17 protein-coding genes are annotated in these 20,421 nt (G+C 62.4%); 5 read left to right on the top strand and 12 right to left on the bottom strand.

Going from position 1 to position 20,421, the window contains the following annotated elements:
• Nucleotides 1-78 precede the first annotated feature (78 nt).
• The gene (locus tag AC3ZU9_RS13065; RefSeq protein ID WP_012723516.1) at nucleotides 79-981 is read left to right on the top strand and encodes a LysR family transcriptional regulator; all 903 of its coding nucleotides are present in this window, start codon (nucleotides 79-81) and stop codon (nucleotides 979-981) included.
• Nucleotides 982-1,060: 79 nt separating this feature from the next.
• Here the strand turns inward: AC3ZU9_RS13065 and AC3ZU9_RS13060 are convergent, their stop codons facing one another.
• The 10 genes from AC3ZU9_RS13060 to AC3ZU9_RS13015 form a co-directional block, all read right to left on the bottom strand.
• Nucleotides 1,061-2,863: a glycosyl hydrolase family 28 protein gene (locus AC3ZU9_RS13060; RefSeq protein ID WP_490090825.1), complete on the bottom strand. Its 1,803-nt coding sequence runs from the start codon at nucleotides 2,861-2,863 to the stop codon at nucleotides 1,061-1,063.
• 40 nt (nucleotides 2,864-2,903) lie between these two features.
• Nucleotides 2,904-3,272, bottom strand: coding sequence for a 5-carboxymethyl-2-hydroxymuconate Delta-isomerase (locus AC3ZU9_RS13055; RefSeq protein ID WP_093545220.1), 369 nt, complete (start codon nucleotides 3,270-3,272; stop codon nucleotides 2,904-2,906).
• A gap of 91 nt (nucleotides 3,273-3,363) precedes the next feature.
• A complete protein-coding gene (gene kdgD / locus AC3ZU9_RS13050) occupies nucleotides 3,364-4,275 on the bottom strand; it encodes a 5-dehydro-4-deoxyglucarate dehydratase (protein WP_046035395.1) in 912 nt (303 codons plus the stop codon).
• A 201-nt stretch (nucleotides 4,276-4,476) separates the two neighbouring features.
• Nucleotides 4,477-5,253: an ABC transporter ATP-binding protein gene (locus tag AC3ZU9_RS13045; protein ID WP_012723512.1), complete on the bottom strand. Its 777-nt coding sequence runs from the start codon at nucleotides 5,251-5,253 to the stop codon at nucleotides 4,477-4,479.
• A gap of 11 nt (nucleotides 5,254-5,264) precedes the next feature.
• The gene (locus tag AC3ZU9_RS13040; RefSeq protein ID WP_012723511.1) at nucleotides 5,265-6,104 is read right to left on the bottom strand and encodes an ABC transporter ATP-binding protein; all 840 of its coding nucleotides are present in this window, start codon (nucleotides 6,102-6,104) and stop codon (nucleotides 5,265-5,267) included.
• A 13-nt stretch (nucleotides 6,105-6,117) separates the two neighbouring features.
• The gene (locus tag AC3ZU9_RS13035; RefSeq protein ID WP_012723510.1) at nucleotides 6,118-7,035 is read right to left on the bottom strand and encodes an ABC transporter permease; all 918 of its coding nucleotides are present in this window, start codon (nucleotides 7,033-7,035) and stop codon (nucleotides 6,118-6,120) included.
• 50 nt (nucleotides 7,036-7,085) lie between these two features.
• Nucleotides 7,086-8,696, bottom strand: coding sequence for an ABC transporter substrate-binding protein (locus AC3ZU9_RS13030; RefSeq protein WP_046035397.1), 1,611 nt, complete (start codon nucleotides 8,694-8,696; stop codon nucleotides 7,086-7,088).
• A gap of 45 nt (nucleotides 8,697-8,741) precedes the next feature.
• Nucleotides 8,742-9,779: an ABC transporter permease gene (locus tag AC3ZU9_RS13025; protein WP_012723508.1), complete on the bottom strand. Its 1,038-nt coding sequence runs from the start codon at nucleotides 9,777-9,779 to the stop codon at nucleotides 8,742-8,744.
• A 40-nt stretch (nucleotides 9,780-9,819) separates the two neighbouring features.
• Nucleotides 9,820-11,430: an ABC transporter substrate-binding protein gene (locus AC3ZU9_RS13020; protein ID WP_093545214.1), complete on the bottom strand. Its 1,611-nt coding sequence runs from the start codon at nucleotides 11,428-11,430 to the stop codon at nucleotides 9,820-9,822.
• 71 nt (nucleotides 11,431-11,501) lie between these two features.
• Nucleotides 11,502-12,656: a mandelate racemase family protein gene (locus tag AC3ZU9_RS13015; RefSeq protein ID WP_102061054.1), complete on the bottom strand. Its 1,155-nt coding sequence runs from the start codon at nucleotides 12,654-12,656 to the stop codon at nucleotides 11,502-11,504.
• Between the two features lie 347 nt (nucleotides 12,657-13,003).
• On the opposite strand from AC3ZU9_RS13015, the gene AC3ZU9_RS13010 reads away from it, so the two are divergent.
• Both AC3ZU9_RS13010 and AC3ZU9_RS13005 read left to right on the top strand, forming a co-directional pair.
• Nucleotides 13,004-13,729: an oligogalacturonate-specific porin KdgM family protein gene (locus AC3ZU9_RS13010; protein ID WP_046035400.1), complete on the top strand. Its 726-nt coding sequence runs from the start codon at nucleotides 13,004-13,006 to the stop codon at nucleotides 13,727-13,729.
• 72 nt (nucleotides 13,730-13,801) lie between these two features.
• The gene (locus AC3ZU9_RS13005; RefSeq protein WP_490090824.1) at nucleotides 13,802-14,617 is read left to right on the top strand and encodes an NAD-dependent epimerase/dehydratase family protein; all 816 of its coding nucleotides are present in this window, start codon (nucleotides 13,802-13,804) and stop codon (nucleotides 14,615-14,617) included.
• On the opposite strand, the gene AC3ZU9_RS13000 is transcribed toward AC3ZU9_RS13005, so the two are convergent.
• On the bottom strand, nucleotides 14,572-15,357 hold the full coding sequence (locus AC3ZU9_RS13000; RefSeq protein ID WP_012723502.1) for a FadR/GntR family transcriptional regulator: 786 nt from the start codon (nucleotides 15,355-15,357) through the stop codon (nucleotides 14,572-14,574). The genes AC3ZU9_RS13005 and AC3ZU9_RS13000 overlap by 46 nt on opposite strands.
• Before the next feature lie 74 nt (nucleotides 15,358-15,431).
• On the bottom strand, nucleotides 15,432-17,339 hold the full coding sequence (locus tag AC3ZU9_RS12995) for a methyl-accepting chemotaxis protein (RefSeq protein ID WP_490090834.1): 1,908 nt from the start codon (nucleotides 17,337-17,339) through the stop codon (nucleotides 15,432-15,434).
• A 392-nt stretch (nucleotides 17,340-17,731) separates the two neighbouring features.
• On the opposite strand from AC3ZU9_RS12995, the gene AC3ZU9_RS12990 reads away from it, so the two are divergent.
• Together AC3ZU9_RS12990 and AC3ZU9_RS12985 are read left to right on the top strand one after the other, a co-directional pair.
• Nucleotides 17,732-18,187, top strand: a complete 456-nt coding sequence (locus AC3ZU9_RS12990) for a (2Fe-2S)-binding protein (protein WP_046035403.1) — start codon at nucleotides 17,732-17,734, stop codon at nucleotides 18,185-18,187.
• Nucleotides 18,187-20,418, top strand: coding sequence for a xanthine dehydrogenase family protein molybdopterin-binding subunit (locus AC3ZU9_RS12985; protein ID WP_490090823.1), 2,232 nt, complete (start codon nucleotides 18,187-18,189; stop codon nucleotides 20,416-20,418). Before AC3ZU9_RS12990 ends, AC3ZU9_RS12985 begins: the two co-directional genes overlap by 1 nt.
• The last annotated feature ends 3 nt before the right edge of the window (nucleotides 20,419-20,421 follow it).

The following is a 20,421-nucleotide window of genomic DNA, read 5'->3' as shown; positions in this document are numbered from 1 at the left end:
GGACGCTTGAAGCATGGACGCCAGAGATTGTTCCCGTCTAATCTAACTTGGCATTCGATTGATACCAGGATTAGATCAATGTTCGAGCTGACTCAACTGCGCTGCTTCACCACCGTGGCCACCGAGCTGAATTTTCGGCGCGCGGCCGAACGCCTGAACATGACCCAGCCGCCCCTCAGCCGGCAGATCCAATTGCTTGAGCATCACTTGGGGGTCGAGTTGTTTACCCGCACCACTCGCAGCGTGGCACTCACCGCCGCCGGCCGGGCGTTTTTCATCGAGGCGCAGAACCTGCTGGAGCGCGCCCAGCAAGCGGCCGTCACCGCGCGCCGCTTCGCCGAGGGCGATATCGGTACGGTGAACATCAGCTTCGTCGGCAGTGCGGTGTATGAGTTTTTGCCCAGGGTCATCGCCGAGGCGCGGCTCAAGCAGCCCCACGTCAAGATCGACCTGGCGGAAATGAACACCTACCAGCAATACGAAGCCCTGCGCGCCCGCCGCATCGACCTGGGTATCGTGCGCGCGCCGTTGCTGGAGCCGGGGTATGCCACCGAATGCCTGGTGCGCGAACCCTTCGTGCTGGCGGTGCCGAGCAGCCACCGGCTGGCCAATACCGAGACGGTCAGCGTGCACGACCTGGACGCCCAGCCCTTCCTGATGTACGCCCACTCCGCCTACCCGCCGTTCAACGAACTGCTGACCGGCCTGTTGCGCTCGGCCCGCGTTGCGCCGGAGTACGTGCAGTGGCTGGGCTCATCCCTGACCATCCTGGCGTTGGTCAACGCCGGCATGGGCCTGGCGCTGGTGCCGCGTTGCGCCAGCAGCGTGGTGTTCAAGAACGTGGTGTTCCGCGATATAGACCTGGGCGAAGGGGCACAGAGCGAGCTGCACTTGATCTGGCGCGAGAACAATGACAACCCGGCGTTCGCGATGTTGCTGGACGGGATTCGCAACGCCGTGCGCGACGGCTGGGCAGACTGACTGCGCACGCCCGACGCCCCGGTGCTGCACGCGTCGGGCAAGGGCAGTCACCGGGTCAACGTCACGCGCGGCAGACAGATCAACGCGGCGGCGGCTGCACGGCCTCAAACACCAACCCATGGCTGTCACTCACCTGCCAAGGGTTGGCTGCCCCGGTCTGGCTGAATACCACGTGGTCGAAGCGCGAGTCTTTCAACCCGTCAATGCGCGCCTTGGCCGCGCCACTGAACCGCACGCGCTCGAACACCAGGCCCTGATGATAGGCATTGTGCTGGGCGTCGCCCTTGACTTCGATCGCAGCGCCCTGGGCATTCTCGACGCTGACGTCACTGACGCGGATGTCCTTGAACTGCCCTGCCACCGTCGAGCGTTGGTAGTCGAGCTTGGCGTTCGGGTCGTTGTAATCCAGGGTAAAAATGAACGCCTGCTTGACGGTGTTGCGGATCGCCGAGTCGCGGAATATCACGTTGCGCGCGCCGCCGCCCATGAAGTTAGTGCTCTTCATGCGCAACCCGGCATCGGTGCCGTCGGACACGTTGTCTTCGGCCAGGATGTTCTGGATCCAGGCGCCGGTGTGGCTGCCGGCAACCACCATGCCATGGCCCTTACGGAAGTAGTTATTGAAGATCCACGCATCCTCCTGCGGCCGCTGGTGCACCGCGTCGGCCCCGGTGCCGGCGGCAAAATTGACGCAGTCATCGCCGGTGTCGAAAAAGTTATTGAACACCATCGCGCCCTTGCTGTTGGCGAACTCGATGCCGTCACCGTTGTTGGCGTCATACGTGGTGTGAGTGGTGTTGGCCAGCACCACGTTTTCGGTCTCCAGGTTCATGATGCCGTGGAACGCTGGGTTCAATACGGTAAAGCCACCGTAAAACACATTTTTCACGTTGCGCAGGGTGATCAGCGAAGAGCGCATCTGCCCGTAGGCGTCCTTGACGTTCATGCCCCGCGCCACCGCTTGCTCCACTTGAGCCTTGGCCAGCAGGCCATCCTGCAGGTAGCGCGTGTTGTCGCTGGGTACATAGAACGGCAGGGTTTGCCCGCGCTCGTCGCGTACATCAGCGTTGCGCTTCCAGCCGTTGCCGTCGAGGGTGCCCTTGCCGACGATGCGGATGTTCTCGAACGTTTGGTGCTGACGCGGATCGCGCGGCAGTGCGTTGATCAGCGAGGCCGGGCGCACGGTGCTGGAATACGGGTATTGGATGTACCCCGCGAGCGGGTAATCCTCGGCGCGCTCGGAACCCAGCAGGGTCGCGCCGTCGGCGATCTCCAGGGTCATGTTGCTCTTGAGGTAGAGCGCCCCGCTTTTGTAGGTGCCTTTGGGCAGCAACACTTTGCCGCCCACCGTGCAGGCATCAATAGCGCGCTGGATCGCCAGGGTGTCGAGATGAATACCGTCGCCCTTGGCGCCATAGTGCTTCACGTCGAACACCTCCGGGACCGGCGTGGTGCGTTGCAGCACGGCGGCACTGTCGGCCGATTCCTTGCCGCTGCTGTCGACCGAGCGCACGGTAAACCGGTACGGGGTGTCCGGCTTCAGGCCTTGGGCGGTGTAACTGTGAATGCCGATGCGATGGTGAAAGTTCGCCCGGTCCTGTTGGTAGAAATGGTCAATGTAGGGTTTGGCCGGCGACACCTGGTCGTTGTTGGCGTTGGCGCTGCCCAGTAAGGCGCCGTTGGCGTAGACCCGGTAGTCCTTGATGCCGTCGTGCGCGAGGGGTTTTTCCCAGACCAGGATGATCTGCTGGTCGTCATAGGCCAGGGTCGGCACTTGCAGCTTGGACGGTGCCTGCAGCGCCCATGACAGCGGACTGCAACCGAGGGCCGCGATGGCCAGCAGCCAACGGGTCGAGGTTTTTTGCGAGGGTTGATGCGGCATGTTGTTCTCCTTGTTTTTGCCGGTTATCACACCGAGGGCGCTAAGCCTGCCGCCCGGCTTCTTCGAGGTATTGACTGCGATTGACGAAGGTCTCGTGGGGCATTTCCCGCACATCCATGGACAGCGCTTCAACCTGCGGCAGCACTTCGATCAGGGCGCCCAGTGTCGCCGAAGCGAGGCTGCGTTGCTGCTCGGCGCTGCGCCCGGCGAACAGGTACAGCGCCACATGCACGAAGTCGTCTTGCGTCGCGCCGCAGCGGTAATGGGTGAAGCCGTTGAGTCGCACTTTGATGTCGCCCGGTTTGAATAGGCCGAAGCTGTCGAGGGCATCGTGCACGGTGGCCAATAGGGTGTGTTCGCCGATGCGCTGGGCCAAGGTGGCAGGGCAATCGATGATGCAATGGGGCATGGTGGATCCTCATGGTGGACTGTGGACGCCGTCGAGCTTCAGCGATGCAAGCGGGGCTCGACAGCGCCCACAGTTGAGCCTCGCAGTGGCTTTACTGGGCGCCGAGGGCCTTGATCAGCACGTCGAGTTGCTCCACTTCTTCAGGCAACAGGTCGGTCAGCGGCGCGCGCACCGGGCCGGCGTCGTGGCCGACCAGGCGTGCGCCGGCCTTGACGATGCTCACGCCGTAGCCTTCACAGCGGTTACGGATGGCCAGGTACGGCAGGAAGAAATCATCGATCAAGCGCCCCACCGTGGCGTGATCGTCGGCAGCGACGGCGCGGTAGAAATCCATGGCGGTTTTCGGGATGAAGTTGAACACCGCCGAGGAGTACACCGGCACGCCGAGGGCCTTGTAGGCCGCCGCGTAGACTTCGGCGGTCGGCAGCCCACCGAGGTAGGTCAGGCGATCACCCAGGCGGCGACGGATCGACACCATCGACTCGACCTCGCCAATGCCATCCTTGAAGCCGATCAGGTTAGGGCAGCGCTCGGCCAATTGCTCCAGGCTGTCGGCGTTGAGGCGGCACAGGTTGCGGTTGTACACCACTACGCCGAAATCCACCGAGTTGCACACCTGCTCAACGTGGGCCACCAAGCCTTTCTGGCTGGCTTCGGTCAGGTAGTGGGGCATCAGCAGAATCCCGGCGGCGCCCAGGCGCTCAGCTTCCTGGGCATAGGCGATGGCCTGGCGGGTCGGGCCCCCTGCCCCGGCAAGGATCGGCACCTGGCCTTTGCAGGTGTCGACGGCCGTCTTAATGATCTGTGTGTATTCCTTGGCTTCCAGGGAGAAAAATTCCCCGGTGCCGCCGGCGGCGAACAGCGCGCTGGCGCCGTACGGCGCCAGCCATTCCAGGCGGCGGGCATAGGTGTCGGCGCGGAAGTCACCGGCCGCGTCAAAGTCAGTAACAGGGAACGACAGCAAGCCGGAAGACAGGACTGTTTTTAGTTCTTGTGGCGTCATGGTTCGCAAACCTCAGATCGAAAATGAAGGGATACCTTAAGAGGTACGTCATCGTACAACCATATAAATACTTAAGCCAACGAGATATTTCACCTAACGGGAATTTGCGGCAATCCTCAATAAAACATACCAGTTAATGCTGGACGCACAGAAGTACGCCCCGCAACTTAATGATCATGTTGTACGATGACTTTGCCTTTATTAGCTGGCTTGACGCCGCTCGGACGCCTGGCTGAAGTCTCGACTGGCCTGCACCAGCATCCGCGTATAGTCGTGTGCCGCCAGGTCCTGGCTCAGGCCCTGACTGTCGAGGAGTTCGACAATCCGCCCCTGCTGCATCACCGCTACGCGGTCGCAGAGGTGCGTCACCACCCCCAGGTCGTGCGTCACCATCAGGTAGGTCAGCTTCTCCTGCGCGCGCAGGTCGGTGAGCAGGTTGAGGATTTCGGCTTGCACGGAAACGTCCAAGGCCGAGGTCGGCTCATCCAGCAACAACACGCGAGGCTCAAGGATCAGCGCCCTGGCGATGGCCACGCGCTGACGCTGGCCGCCGGACAATTGATGCGGGTAACGGAAGCGGAAGCTGTCATTCAGGCCGACCTTGCGCAGGATCTCGTCGATCCGGTCGTCCTTGTCCCCTACCCCATGGATAATCAACGGCTCACGCAAGGCGGTATCGATAGTGTGCCGCGGGTGCAAGGAGCCGTAGGGGTCCTGGAAGACCATCTGCACTTTGCGAAAATGCGCCTTGGGAATCTTGTGTTGCAGCGGTGCGCCGGCAATGCTCAGCTCACCGCTCCACTGCCGGTATTGCCCGGCCAGGCAGCGCAGCACGGTGGTCTTGCCCGAACCGGACTCCCCCACCAGGCCAAAGGATTCGCCGTCGGCAACACTGAGGCTGACATCGTGCAGCACGTGATTGAGACTCGCGCCGGTGCCGAAACTCAGGTTGAGCGCGTGGGCTTGGATCATGGGCATGGTCAGGTTCCTCAGTGGGTCAGCCAAAGCGGGTCGCGCTGGAGCACCGGCAGGTGCACGCGGCGGTTGTCCATGCTTGGCAATGCGGCCAGCAGGCCACGGGTGTAGGGATGTTCGGCGTATTGCAGGTCGCACGCCGCCAGGGATTCCACCACGCGTCCGGCGTACATCACCAGCACGCGGTCGCAGTAGTTGCGGACCAGGTTGAGGTCGTGGCTGACGAAGATCAGGCCCATCTGCTGCTGCTCCACCAACTCCTCCAGCACGCTGAGCACTTGCTGGCGCACCGAGACGTCGAGGGCCGAGGTGGGTTCATCGGCAATGATCACCTCCGGGCGGGTGATGACCATCATCGCGATCATGATGCGCTGCCCCATGCCGCCCGAGACTTCGTGGGGGTACAGGTTGTAGACCCGCTTCGGATCGCGGATATGCACCTGTTCCAGCATCTGCATGACCCGCTCACGGGCCTCGCTGCGGCTGGCCTTGTGGTGGGCCAGGTAGGCTTCGGCGATCTGGTCGCCCACCTTGACCACCGGGTTCAACGAATACTTGGGGTCTTGCATGATCATCGAAATGCGCTGGCCGCGGATCTTCTGCATGGCTTTTTCGCTGGCCGAGAGCAGGTCGACCTCACCAAACGCCATGGCCTTGGCGCTGATCCTCGCGCTCGGCGGGTGCAGCTTGAGCAGGCTGCGGCCGACCGTGGATTTGCCCGAACCGGACTCGCCGACGATCGCCAGCTTTTCGCGGCCCAGGGCAAACGATACATCGCGCACGGCATGGGTTTCTTTCTGGCCGTTGAAGAAGCGCACGTTGAGCCCTTCGACGTTCAATTTGATGGCGGACATAGGTGTGGCTCCGTTATTCGCTACGCGGATCAAGAATGTCCCGCAGGCCGTCGCCCAACAGGTTGAATGCCAGGCTGACCAACATGATCGCCGCCCCCGGCACGGCGACCAGCCACCAGCACTCGAGCATGTAGCGGCGCCCGGTGGAAATCATCGCGCCCCACTCCGGCAGCGGCGCCTGCGCGCCCAGGCCGAGGAAGCCCAGGGCTGCCGCCGTGAGGATGATCCCGGCCATGTTCATGGTCAGGCGGATGATCACCGACGACAGGCACATCGGCACGATATGGCGCAGGATAATCCGCGCCGGCGACGCCCCTTGCAGCTCCACGGCCACAACGAAATCGGCATTGCGCAGTGACAGGGTTTCCGCCCGCGCCAGGCGTGCGATGGGCGGCCAGGAGGTCAACGCAATCGCCACCACGGCGTGTTCCAGGCCAGGGCCTAGAGCGGCGATAAACGCCAGGGCCAACACCAGGCTGGGGAAGGAAATGAAGATGTCGGTCAGGCGCATGAACACCGTATCCACGGCGCCGCCGAAGTACCCCGACACGGTGCCGATAAACAGGCCGATGGGGCCGACGATCACCGTTACCAACGCAATGATGTACAAGGTGATGCGCGAGCCGTAGACCAGCCGGCTGAAAATGTCCCGGCCATATTCATCGGTGCCGAACCAATGTGCTGCGCCCGGCGCCTGCAAGGCGTTGGCGAGGTTCTGCGCGACCGGATCATGCGTAGCGATCCACGGCGCGAACGCCGCCACCACGATCAGCAGCAACGCCACCAGCAGGCCGGCCAGGGTCATGGGGTTACGCAACAGGTGGCGCAAAATCCGCACGCCGCTCTTGCACAAGGCATCGAAGCTGGAGCCGGGCGTACGCTCGGCCCGCCGCTTCAGGGTGGAATCAATCGAAGACAGGTTGGCATTCATCAGCATGTTCTCTGTGTGAATTCAGGAATGCCGGGCGTACCCGGCCCGACTCAGCGCGCCTTGTAGACACCCAGGTAGCGGGTGGCCTCGGCGTCGTCACCGCTGAAGCCCTTGACGTCGGCGGCGCTGACCACGGTGTCGGTCATTTGCGAGATCATCAGGATCGGCCCGACCTGTTGGTCATAGAGGGTCTGCGCCTGGTGATACAGGCTGATGCGCTGCGCCGCGTCACGCGTCACGCCGGCCTTGTCGATCAGGCTGTTGAGCGGCGGGCTGAAGAACGAGGCGCGCCAGCCCTGGAAGTTGGGCAAACCGGCGTCGTCACTGTTGTTGGGGTTATAGGCGAACGTGCGCAGGCTGAAATACGGATGGGGATAACGCTCAGCCCCACGCGCCACAATGATCTCGAAATTGCGCGCACGCATCGCGCCGTAGACCTGGTTGCCGGTGCCGGTGACGATGCTCGCCTTGATCCCGCCTTCGGCCAATGTCGCTTGCAGGCGCGCGGCGATATCAATGAACGGCGGCTCCGACAGCGTGCGGATAGTGGTCGTGAACCCCTCGGGATACCCCGCCTCGGCAAGCAGCTTTTTCGCCTTCGGCACATCCATGTGATAGCCCGGATCCGGCAAACGCGCCGCCAACCCCAACTGCATCGGCTGCTGATTGAGCGTGCCGTAATACGGCATCACCTGCTCATCCAGGCCCTTGTAGTCGATCAAGTTGCGCACCGCTTCACGTACCTGGGGCTTGGCGAACTCGGGTTGCTTCATGCTCATGGCGACGTAGTACATCGTGCCGCGCGGCAATGACTGCACCTGGATCTTATCCGAGCCGTCGATGGCGCGAATGTCCGGCGCGGCCATGCCATACGCCAGGTCGAGGTCGCCGCGCTCAAGCATCAGGCGCAGCGACTGGGACTCGGTCATATGCCGCACCACCACACGCTTGAGTTTGGCCGCCCCGCCCCAGTAGCCGTCGAACCGGGTCAGCAACAGCGAGTCGTTGGCGCTCCATTTGGTCAGCACGAAGGGGCCGCTGCCCGCTTCGTTGGTCACCAGCCAACCGGCCCCCAGGTCACCGTTTTTCTCGTGGGCCAGGGCGGTCTTGCGGTCCACCACCACGGCGCTCGGCGAGATGGCCAGCGAGTCCACCAGCAGCAGCGGGTCCATGGTCTGCGGCAGGTCGATGACCAGCGTGTGGGCATCCGTGGCGCGGATCAGCGACTGAATATTCTCGACGCTGTAGCCGTAGGCTTTCCAGGTGGTGGCCAGGCCGAAATTGAGTTTCATCACCCGGTACAGCGACCAGGCCACATCCTCGGCGGTCAGCGGGTTGCCGGAGTGGAACTTCACGTCCTGGCGCAGATGAAAGGTCACTTGCTTGCCGTCTTCGCTGATGTCCCAGCGTTCGGCCAGTTGCGGCAGGTGCTTTTCCGGGTTGCCCTGGTCGCGCTTGATCAGTGTGTCGTAGAGGTTGGCGTTGACCCCTGAGGCGTCGAGGCCGGGCGCGTTGGCCGGGTCGATGGAGAACAGGTTGACCATGCTCATGCCCACGATCAGTTGATCGGCCGGGGTCTTGGCCTGGGCCAGGGTCATCGGGCCCAGCGCCAGTGCGGCCGCCAGCAGGCTCAGGCGCAGTGTTGAAAATGCAGTCGTCATTGAAAGAATCCTTCTTTTTATAGTTTTATCGGTACTGCGAAGCGCTTAACGGGTGCGCGGGTCGAACACTTTGTAGAGGGCATCGCTGATCAGGTTGAGCGCGACAAAGATCAAGCCGATCACCAGCACGCACCCCATCACCGCGTTCATGTCCCCCAGCATCAGGCTGCTGGTGAGGTACTGGCCAAAACCGGGCCAGGCAAACACGGTCTCGATCAGCACGGCGCCTTCGAGCAGCGAGCCGTAGGCCAGGGCCACCACCGTCAGCAATTGCACGAGGATGTTGCGAAAAGCGTGGCCCCACACCACCTGGCGCCGGGACAAGCCTTTGACGCGAGCGGTGATGATGTACTCCTGGGACAGCTGCTCCAGCATGAAGCTGCGGGTCATGCGGCTGATGTAAGCGACCGAATTCAGCCCCAGGATCAGCGCCGGCAGCACGATATGGCGCAAGGCGCTGGTAAAGGCCTCCCAGTCGCGGGCGAGCGCCGTGTCGATCAGCAACAGGCCGGTCACGTCGGGTACCATGCCGTCGTACGCCAGATCGATGCGCCCTGCCCCGCCGGCCCAACCGAGCCAGGCGTAGAACACCAGCAAGCCCATCATGCCCAGCCAGAAAATCGGCGTGGAATAGCCGAACAAGGTGATGACCCGCGCCACGTGATCGCCCATGCGCCCCTGGTTACTGGCGGCACACACGCCCAGCGGCAGGCCGATGACGATGCCGAACAGGATCGCCAGGGTCGCCAGTTCGATGGTCGCGGGGAACACCCGGCGGATGTCATCCAGTACCGGGTGGCCGGTCAACAGTGCGTTGCCGAAGTTACCGTGCAACAGGTCGTTGAGGTACAGGCCGAACTGAGTCCAGATCGGCTTATCCAGCCCCATGGCCCGGTACACCTGGTCGTAGGTGGAGCTGTCGGCGTCCGGCCCGACCACGGCCAGCACGGGGTCGAGCGGCATGACCCGGCCGATGATGAACGTCAGCGCCAGCAGGCCGAGCAAGGTCACCAGGACCGTACCGGCACGCCGGGCTGTGTTGGACGCGCGAGCGCCCATTACCGAGGCAGTCATAACAAACATGGGAAGCTCCTGTGCAGTCGGCATCCGAGGATGCGCGGCCTTAGCGCGTCTTGTAGACGTCCTTGTAGCGGGTAGTGGCGGCCGTGTGCCCCTGGAAATCCGTCACGTCGCTGTAGACCAGCACGGTGTCGGTCATCTGGGATACCGGCAGGATCGCGCCCACTTGCTCGTCGAGCAGTTGCTGGACCCGCCGATACTGGGCCAGTTGCTTGGCGCCATCGGGCTCGACCTCGGCACGTTCGATCAACTGGTTCAACTCGGGGCTGTAGAACGAGGTGCGCCAGCCTTGGAAGTTGCTCAGTTTGGCTTCGTCACGGTTGTCCGGGTTGTACACCAGGGTACGCAAGCTGGAATGCGGGTGGCGCTCGGCCCCGCCGCCGCCGCGGCCGACGATGATGTCGAAGCTGCGCTCACGCATCGCGCCGTAGATCTGGTTGCCGGTGCCGGTGATGATGCTGGCTTCGATCCCGGCCTGGGCCAAGGTCGATTGCAGGTTGGAAGCGATATTGATGAACGGCGGCTCGGCCAGCACGCGAATGGTGGTCTTGAAACCGTTGGGGTAGCCGGCCTGCGCCAGGAGCGCCTTGGCTTCCTCGACGTTCAGGCGATAGCCCGGGTCCGGCAGGCGCGCGGCCAGGCCCAGCGGCAGTGGGCGCTGGTTGATCAGGCCGTAGTGGGGCATCACCGTCTGGTTGATGCCCTGGTAATCGATCAGCGAACGCACGGCTTTGCGCACGCGGGCGTCGGCGAACATCGGCTGCTTCACGCTCAACGCCACGTAATACAAGGTGCCGCGCTGCAGGGTCTGGGTGCGTACCTTGGGGTTACCCTGCAAGGCCTGGATATCGGGTGCGGACATGCCTTTGGCGATGTCCAGGTCGCCGCGCTCGATCATCAGGCGCAACGACTGGGACTCGGTCATGTTGCGCATGACGATCCGCTTGAGTTTGGCCGGGCCACCCCAGTAGCCGTCGAAACGGGTCATCAGGATCACGTCGTTGGCGCGCCAGTCGTTGAGCACGAACGCGCCGCTGCCGGCCGCGTGGGTGACCAGCCAGGCGGCGCCCATGTCGTTGTTTTTCTGGTGTTCGAGCACGGTTTTACGGTCGAGGATAAACGCACTGGGCGACGTCGCCAGGGTGTTGAGCACCAGCTGCGGGTCGGTCGGGCGTGGCAGTTCGATCACGAAGGTGTTGGGGTCGGTGGCGCGCATGTAGCGCTCGACATTGTCGGCGCTGAAGCCATAGGCCTTCCAGGTGGAAGCCAGCGCCAGGTTCAGCTTGAGCACCCGCTGCAATGACCAGGCGACATCATCGGCACTCAGCGGGTTGCCGGATTGGAATTTCACATCGGTGCGCAGGTTAAAGGTGAGGGTCTTGCGGTCATCGCTGACCTGCCAACGCTCGGCCAGTGCCGGCACCAATTGGTCGGGCCTGGCCACGTCCTGCACCAGCAACATGTCATAGAGATTGGCATTGATCTCCGACACATCCAGCCCGGTGGCCGCGGCCGGATCCAGCGACAGCAGATTGATCATGCTCATGCCGACGATCAACTGATCAGCCGGGGTCTTGGCCTGCACCACAGGGACTGCGCCAACCACCAGGGTCGCCGCCAGCACCCGCGCCCACAGCGAAGGAAGAATGCTCATAGTAAAACGCCTTTCTTATATTTATAGGGCTCGTGGGTGTCCCGGCCGTGGTCGGGAGACCTCAGTTCACATCAAAAGCGGTTAAGCGTGTTGGCCTCGATAAATTCGAAATCAATGTCTTCGCCCAGACCCGGCAAATCGGACAGGTGCACAAACCCATCGCTGTCCATCGGGTCGACCAGGCGCTTGAGGTAGGCCGGTACTTCGTCGTAATCCAAATACGGGTGCAGCAACCCACGCTCGTACCAGGTGCAGTTTTTGATCGCACCGACCACGGCCAGGTTGGCCGCGCCATTGCCGTGAATTTCACAATCCATCCCGAACGATTCGGCCATGTGCGCCACCTTCAGGCACGGGCCGATACCGCCGACGCCGGCGACCCCGGCACGCAGGATGTCGCACACATCATTCTTCACCCAACTGGCGCGACTCAAGTGTTTGCCGGCCAGGGTTTCCGGGCCCAGTACCGGGATGTCCAACTGGCCCGCCAACCAGGCATAGGATTCGGCGGAGTCTTCCATCATCGGTTCTTCGAACCAGGCGAAATCGAGCTTCTGCAGCTCGCGGCCGATATACAGGGCGTCGGTTCGGTTGTACCAGTGATAGCCGTCGAGCATCAGCGCGATGTCCGGACCCACCGCCTCGCGCACCGCCGCGCAGGCTTTGACGTCAATGCGCGGGCTCGGGGCGAAGGACACAGGCGGCATCCAGGTGTGCAACTTGATCGCCTTATAGCCGCGCTTGACCAGGGTCTCGGCAAACCGCCCATAGTCGTCGGGCGTGGCCAGGCCGCCGGGCAATTCATCCCCGCACATGGTCGAGCCGTAGGCCGGAACCTTGTCACGAAAACCGCCGATCAGTTTGTGCACCGGCACGCCCAGCTTGCGCCCGGCCCAATCCCACAAGGCCTGCTCCACCAAGGCCAGCGCGCGGTCGGTCAACTGGCTGGCACTGCCGCGCTGCCAGTGTGCGAGGTCGTGCCAGATTTTTTCTCGATCAAAAGCGTTCTGCCCGACCAGCACCTTGCGCACAAACCCATCGAGCACATAAGGGCGGATCAATTCCGGCGGCCCGAACGCGTAACCCTCGGTGCCCTCCTCGGTCTGGATACGCAACAGGGCCATCTTGGCCTGGGCGACTTCGCCGGGATGGGCGTGGCCGGCACTGTCTACTGCGCGGCGAGTCGGGTAGGAAAACACCTGGACGTTGACTGCGGTAATTCTCATGGACGTCTTTAGCCTTCTTATTGAATTTGTGACAGGAGCGTCGCCTGCTGAGAATGATCATAGGTCATCGTACAACATTTGAAAAGCCAACCACTCCGCGCCGCAAATCTCACTAAAACCCCCGAAATCCCTCGCTTTTAAAGACAACTCAAAATAACAAGACACGAGAATAACCCAGTATTCATTGCACATATTTGTAACCAAGTGTTTCAAAACGACCGATAACACGTAGACCACTGCATAGTCATACGATAACGTATGTCGGCGCGCAAAACGTAACAGGTTCGTAACAACTGCCGGCGTCAGGCCGGTAGAACATTCCAACAAAAACAATAAAAGAAGACCGTATGAACACCACCCTACGCACGCTTTTGACTGTCACTGCGCTCGGCCTGCCCTTCTGCGTCAACGCCGACTCCGCCAACATCAACTACCGCCATCAGTTCACCGAAGACGACAGCGCTCACGCTGACCGGATCAAACTCGGCTACCGCATGGACAGCGGCCTGGGATTCGAGGGGGAGTTGAAATACCGCACGGCCGGCGATCGTGAAGACGTCGCCTACGACAACATGATCAACAACGGCCACGAGTTCACGGTGAGCTACAACTACAAGCTCAGCCCGCAATCGACCCTGACCCCGGCGTTCCAAATGGACAGTTCGAAGGACTCGACAACCTACAAGTTCGGCCTCAAGTACAACTACAAGATCAACGACGCGTTCTACGTCGCCACGCGCTATCGACTGGACGCAAAGAAGCTCGACCGCGACCAGATCAACGAGGACATGCCGGATCGCGCCAAGGACAACCAGCACACCAATCGCTTCGAAGGCTGGCTGGGCTATACCCCGGCCAGCAAGTGGGCCTTTGAATACCAGTACATCTATTTCAAGACCGACTACATCCGCTACGACAATAAGAAGAGCGATTACGAACAGAACATGATCGTCAAATACAAACTGACCAAAGAGTGGGCCCCGTTCATGGAAATCGGGGACGTGAAGGTCAACGCCACCAGCGAAGACCGCCAGGCCCGCTGGCGCCTGGGGGTGCAGTACAACTTCATGTAACGCCTATTGGCACTGCAGTCGCGAGTTCGCTGTGGCGGGCTCGCGCGTACACATCGACAAGGAAGATTCAACGTGACCACAACCAAACCCTTCAACCGCATTCTGTTGACCGGCGCCGCCGGCGGCCTGGGGCAAATCCTGCGGGAAACCCTGCAAGCCCACGCGCATATCGTGCGCGCCTCCGACATCAGTCCCCTGACACCCAGCGCCGGCGCCCATGACGAAGTCGTGCACTGCGACCTGACCGACAAAAAGGCCGTGCACGCCCTGGTCGAGGACGTGGATGCCATCGTGCACATGGGTGGGATTTCCGTTGAGCGGGCGTTCGAAGCGATTCTCGACGCCAATATCCGCGGCACCTTTCATCTTTATGAAGCGGCGCGCAAACACGGGATCAAGCGCGTGGTATTCGCCAGCTCCAATCACGTCACCGGTTTTCACACACAGGACCAACCCCTGGATGCCCGCAGCGAGCGACGCCCGGATGGCTATTACGCCTTGTCCAAGGCCTACGGTGAAGACTTGGCGAGCTTTTACTTCCAGCGTTATGGCATTGAAACGGTCAGTTTGCGCATCGGCTCTTCATTCGCGCAGCCGCGCAACCGACGGATGCTGTCGACCTGGCTGAGCTACCGCGACCTGAACCACTTGATTGAGCGCGCCCTGCTCGCGCGTGATGTGGGGCACACCGTGGTCTACGGCGTTTCCGCCAACCGCACGACCTGGTGGGACAACCGCCACGCAGCGCACCTGGGCTTTAACCCGCAGGACAGTTCGGAGGCGTTTCGCGACACCGTCGAGCGCCAGCCGGAGCCTGGCGAGAACGATCCCGACCGGCTGTTTCAGGGCGGCGCGTTCACCGCAGCCGGGCCGTTCGACACCGATTGAGCGGCGCTGGCCGCCGCGTAAGACCGGCGCATCCGCTCACGGCTGTTGGACAAGTGCAAGCGCATGGCCGCGCGCGCTGCGTCGGAGTCGCCGCGCGCAATGGCCTGGTAGATCGCCTCGTGCTCGCGGCTCAAACGTTCTACATAGGGTTCTTTGTCGTTGTTGGCCTGGCGCGTGGAGTGCATGCGCGCACGGGGAATAATGCTCACCTCAAGGTGCAGCATGATATCGGTGAAGTAGCGGTTGCCGGTGGCGAGGGCGATCTGCTGGTGAAACTGAAAGTCCGCGGCCACCGCATACTCGGCACTGATGGCACTGGATTGGAGAATATCCAGCGAGTCACGCATCAACTGCAACTGCTCAGGGGTGCGCCGGTGGCTGGCCAAGCCGGCGGCCTCCACTTCCAGGCTGATGCGCAGCTCCAGCACCGCCAGTACATCCTCCAACGTGACAATGCTGGCCGGGTCGATACGAAAACCACTCGCGCTCGGGATGTCACACACAAACGTCCCGACGCCATGCCGGGTTTCCACCAGCCCCGCCGCCTGCAGGCGCGAAATCGCCTCGCGGACCACCGTGCGGCTGACGCCATGCTCCTGCATGACCTGCGACTCGGTCGGCAGTTTGGTCGCACACGCCAACTCGCCGGCGTGGATGCGCCGAGATAACTCGGCCACCAGGTCCTCGGCCATGCTGCGGTGCTTTCGACGTGCACTGGGTTGGACGTTCGGGTAGTCCATCGGGCGCGTTATTCTCGGTTTGCGAATGAGCCCTCATCATAGCTCAAGCAGTTGTACGACAACATAGCAGCCCCTTACGCCACCTTGAAACGATTGACCAGACGCTGCTGATGCTCGGCCAAACGTGCCAATTCCTGGCTGGTGACCGCCGTCTGCTCTGCCCCGGCACTCACCTGAATAACCAAGTCATTAATCTCGTTCACATTGCGATTGATGTCCTCCGACACCGCACTTTGCTCCTCCGCCGCCGAGGCAATCTGAATGTTGCGATCGCTGATACGCGCCACGCCCTCAGCAATCTCCAACAGCAACTCCCCCGCACGCTCGACCTTGATCGCACCGTCCTGGGCCTTGCCCAAGGTTTCCTGCATGGAGGTGGTCGCGCGGTCCGAACCGGTTTGCAGGTTGCTGATCATCCGCTGGATGCTTCCGGTGGATTCCTGTGTCTTCTGGGCCAGCACCCGCACCTCGGACGCCACCACCGCGAAGCCACGCCCATGATCCCCGGCCCGCGCGGCTTCAATCGCCGCATTCAACGCCAGCAGGTTGGTCTGCTCGGCAATGCCGCGGATAACGTCCAGCACGGAAGAAATCCCATCGCTTTCGTGTTTGAGCTCGCCAATGATCACTGCTGTTTGCTCGGCCTGTCCCGAGAGCTGGCGGATCAGCGCGATGGTGCTTTCGATCTCGATGCGCCCTTGGGTGGTGCTGGTGTTGACCTGTTGCGACATCTGCGCCGCATCGTTTGTGCTGTGCGCCACCTCGCGCACGGTGGCGCTCATCTCGTTGATCGCCGTGGCGACCAACTCGGTGCTTTGGCGCTGTTGCTCGACGCTCTGGCTGGTCTGAATCGTCACCGTGGACGACTCCTCCGCCGCCGTCGCGACCTGTGCGGTGGCGTTGCCGATTTCCTGCACCACCCCACTGATCTCCTCTGCCATGCGATTGAGGTTGCGTGAGATCTGGCCAAACTCGTCCTTGCTCTCATAGGTCGCCCGCGCCGTCAGATCGCGTTGCGCCAAGTCGTTGAGCACGCGGTTTACGTCCCGTACCGCCAAGTCGATCATGCGGATAATCAGGTAGGACAACACCGCCACCGCCAGCAGGGCCACGACCACCGCGCCGAGGGTCAACCACAGGGCGCGGCTGGCGTCATCTCGCTCATGCATCGCCAGGTTGCTGACACTTTGGCTCAGGGCGTCTTCCACTTGGCCCATCAGGTCAATGCGCTGGGTGGAAGTTTCAAACCAGGCTTCGGGTTTGATCCCCAGTGCCTGGCCCATCGGCACCTCGAACGCCAGGCGCTGCAACTTGCCGACGTCGACGGCGGCGGGGTTTTGCATCTGCGTGTCGAACTGTTGCAGCGAGGCCGTGGGTGCCTTGCGCCGGAACGCATCGTAGTAAGCGCCGAACTCGCCCAGGTTGCGGCTGAAGCGCGACAGCAGCGCCTCATCGAAATGCCCTTGGTTGAAGACCAGGCCCAGCAGCACCCGCTCGCGGCCGGCGCGTTCTTTCATTTCGATAAATTGGTTCAGTGCGCCGAGCGCGTAGACAATGGTTGCGTTGTTGACGCTCGCTTCCAGGGAATGGGTGTATCCAATCAGCACGTCAATGATTGCGGTATAACGCGCGCCTGACTCAGTGCTGGTGATGCCGAGTTTATCGACCTGCGCACGCACGGCCGGTAGCTGATCCAGGGCCCGCAGTACGCTGTCCAACGTCGCGCTGCCTGACACCGATAAACCCCGCACCACCGCGACGGCCGCACTGGAGTCTGTGCGCATCTGCGCCATCCGCTCGCCCATGGACTTACCGCCACTGCCGAGGAATACCCCACTGGCACCGCGTTCACGCTGCAGCGTGGTGATGAGTCGGCTTAACGTCTGGGCAGTGCTGCTGGCCGTGACCGTGGTGTTCATTTCACGCAGCGTCTTGTAGTTGTCTCCCACAAACACGCCGGCCAAGGTCAAGAACCCGAGCATGGGCAGCAGCAGAATCAACAACAGTTTCAGACGCAGCGGAGCATTCTTAAGCATTTCCCTGAAGCCTCATTTCCATGGTTCACATTGACGCCTGCACGCCAAAATAGTGGCGCCATGATATCACTCATAAAAACGAGTCGACCTTGTCCCGCAGCGGCTCATGGGCACCAATCAGCGTTGTACTGACCCAGATCAACAGTCGGTCAGAAACAGCGCAGCCGATCCGTACGCTTAAGCCATCGCTCAATCCTCTTGAATACTTGCCTAATCCTCCGACTTATCGGATTTCGGATAGATAGCCCTTGTGCGCTGGTCTAGAGTTCGACAATGAGCGGCCGCCGCACTCTCAATACTAAAAATGGCCGCCTCCACCGATGATGAGCAGGTGAGCCATGGAATTACGCATCAACCAAAAAACCTATCAGGTCGACGCCGACGCCGACACGCCCCTGCTGTGGGTGATCCGTGATGACCTGGGGCTGACCGGCACCAAATACGGCTGCGGCCTGGCCCAATGCGGCGCCTGTTCGGTGCTGGTGGATGGCAATGTCGTGCGCAGTTGCGTCACGCCGGTAGCCGGGGTGGTCGGACGCGAAGTCACCACCATCGAAGCCATTGAAACCGATGACGTGGGCAAGCGTGTGGTCGCGGCCTGGGTCGAGCACCAAGTCGCGCAATGTGGTTACTGCCAGTCCGGGCAGGTGATGGCCGCCACCGCGCTGCTCAAGCACACCCCTGCGCCCAGTAAGGCGCAGATCGACGCCGCAATGATCAACCTGTGCCGCTGCGGCACGTACAACGCCATTCACACGGCCGTCGACGAGTTGGCCAAGCAGGAGGGCGTCTGATGAACACGCGCCCTGAACTGCTCGACCTGTTATCCGGTGAACCCGTCAACCTGTCGCGCCGCCGCTTTCTGGCGAGTACTGCCGTGGGTGCGCTGGTCATCGGTTTTGGCTTGCCACTCGGCTCGGCCAGGGTGCAGGCCGCCGCCACCGTAGAACGTGGCACCCAAGTGCCGGCGTTCCTGGAAATCCGCCCGGACGGCAGCGTGCGCCTGCTCAGCCCCTTTATGGAAGGCGGGCAAGGCACGCACACCGCCATGGCGCAGATTGTCGGCGAAGAACTGGACGCCGATCCCGCCACCTTCGTGGTCGAGGCCGCTCCGCCCGGCGAAGCTTATGTGGTGATGGAAAACGGCATGCGCATTACCGGCGGCAGCATGTCGGTGCGCATGAGCTACCCGACCATGCGCCGCCTGGGCGCTCTCGCCCGCGCGATGTTGCTGCAGGCCGGTGCCGAGCAGCTCGGTGTACCGCTGGCCGAACTGACCACCCAGCCGGGCCGGGTGGTACACGCCGCGTCCGGCCGCTCGCTGGGCTACGGTGAGTTGGCCGGTCGCGCCCTCGACATGCCGGTACCCGACCCGGCCAGCATCACCCTGCGCGACCCGAGCCAGTTCCGCTGGATCGGCAAGCCGGTCAAGCGTCTGGACGCCTATGACAAATCCACCGGCAAGGCGCTGTACAGCATCGACCTGAAGGTCGACGGCATGCTCCACGCTGCCGTGCAACACGCGCCACGCCTGGGCATGACCGTGGGCGGCGTGCGTAACCAGGCGCAGGTCGAAGCCATGAAAGGCGTGCACTCGGTGCATGTACTGCCCGGCGCAGTGGCCGTGGTCGCTGAACGCTGGTGGCACGCCAAGCGTGCCGTGGAAGCGATCCAGGCCGACTGGCAGGAAGCGGCGTCCGACTCGACCGTGCGCGTGATGCCGGCGGACTTTTCCAGCGATGGCTTCCGCGATTTTCTCGCCGCCCAACAAGGCCCGGCCCGCGACGACGAAAACGAAGGCGACGTAGCCGCCGCCTTGGCAGGCGCCAAGACCACAGTCGACGCCACCTACCACAACCAATACCTCAACCACGCCCAGCTGGAGCCGCCATCGGCCCTCGCACGCTACAACGCCGACGGCACGCTGGATATCTGGCTGCCCAACCAGGCGCCGGACATGTTCCGTGCCGACATCGCCAAGCGCGCCGGTCTCGACGTGGCGAAAATCAACCTGCATTCGCCCCTGCTGGGTGGCTTTTTCGGCCGGCATTTCCTGTATGACTCGGCCAACCCGTATCCGCAGGCCATCGCGCTGGCCAAGGCGGTGGGCCGTCCGGTCAAGGTGATCTGGAGCCGCGAGGAAGAGTTCCTGCGTGATGTGCTGCGCCCGGTCGCGGTGGTCAAGTTCCGCGCCGCGCTGGATGACAAAGGCCTGCCGGTGGCCATTGAAGCCGTGAGCGCCACCGAAGGCCCGACCGAAGCCATCGCCGGCAAACAGGGCGAAAAGCTCGACCCCACCGCCCTTGAAGGCTTGTCGGGCAAGGCGTACGCCATCCCCAACAAACGCATCGCACAGATCTACGTCAAAGGCCCGGCGATGCTCGGCTACTGGCGTTCGGTGGGCAATTCGCTGAATGACTTCTTCTATGAAGCGTTCCTCGATGAACTGGCAGATAAAGGCGGGCACGACCCCTATGAGTTGCGCCTGCACCTGCTGCGCGACAACCCACGGCTGACCACCCTGCTGCAAGCGGCGGGCGAATTGTCCGGTGGCTGGAAACGAGGCCCCTTCACCGCCGAGGACGGCAGCCGACGTGCGCGTGGCGTGGCCATGGCTTCGCCGTTCGGCTCCCACGCGGCAGTGATCGCGGAAGTGTCGATCGAAAACGGCCAGGTCAAGGTGCACGATATCTGGCAGGCCATCGACCCCGGCAGCATCGTCAACCCGGCAATCGTCGAAGCGCAGGTGAATGGCGCGGTGGCCTTGGGCTTATCCCAGACCTTGCTCGAAGAAGCGGTGTACGTGAACGGCCTGCCACGGGCGCGCAACTACGACCTCTACCCGATCCTGCCCCCATCGCGCATGGCGCGGGTGCACGTACGGGTTGTCGAAAGTGGCGAAAAGATGGGCGGCATCGGTGAACCGCCGCTGCCCGCCGTCGCGCCTGCGGTGGCCAATGCGGTGGCGCAACTGACCGGCCAGCGTATTCGCAGCCTGCCCATGAGCCGACACACCTTCAGCTGACCT

The organism is Pseudomonas sp. A39 (genome assembly GCF_058145955.1).
The sequence above is the reverse complement of the archived record's forward strand: the minus strand, read 5'-3'. Positions and strand labels throughout refer to the sequence as shown.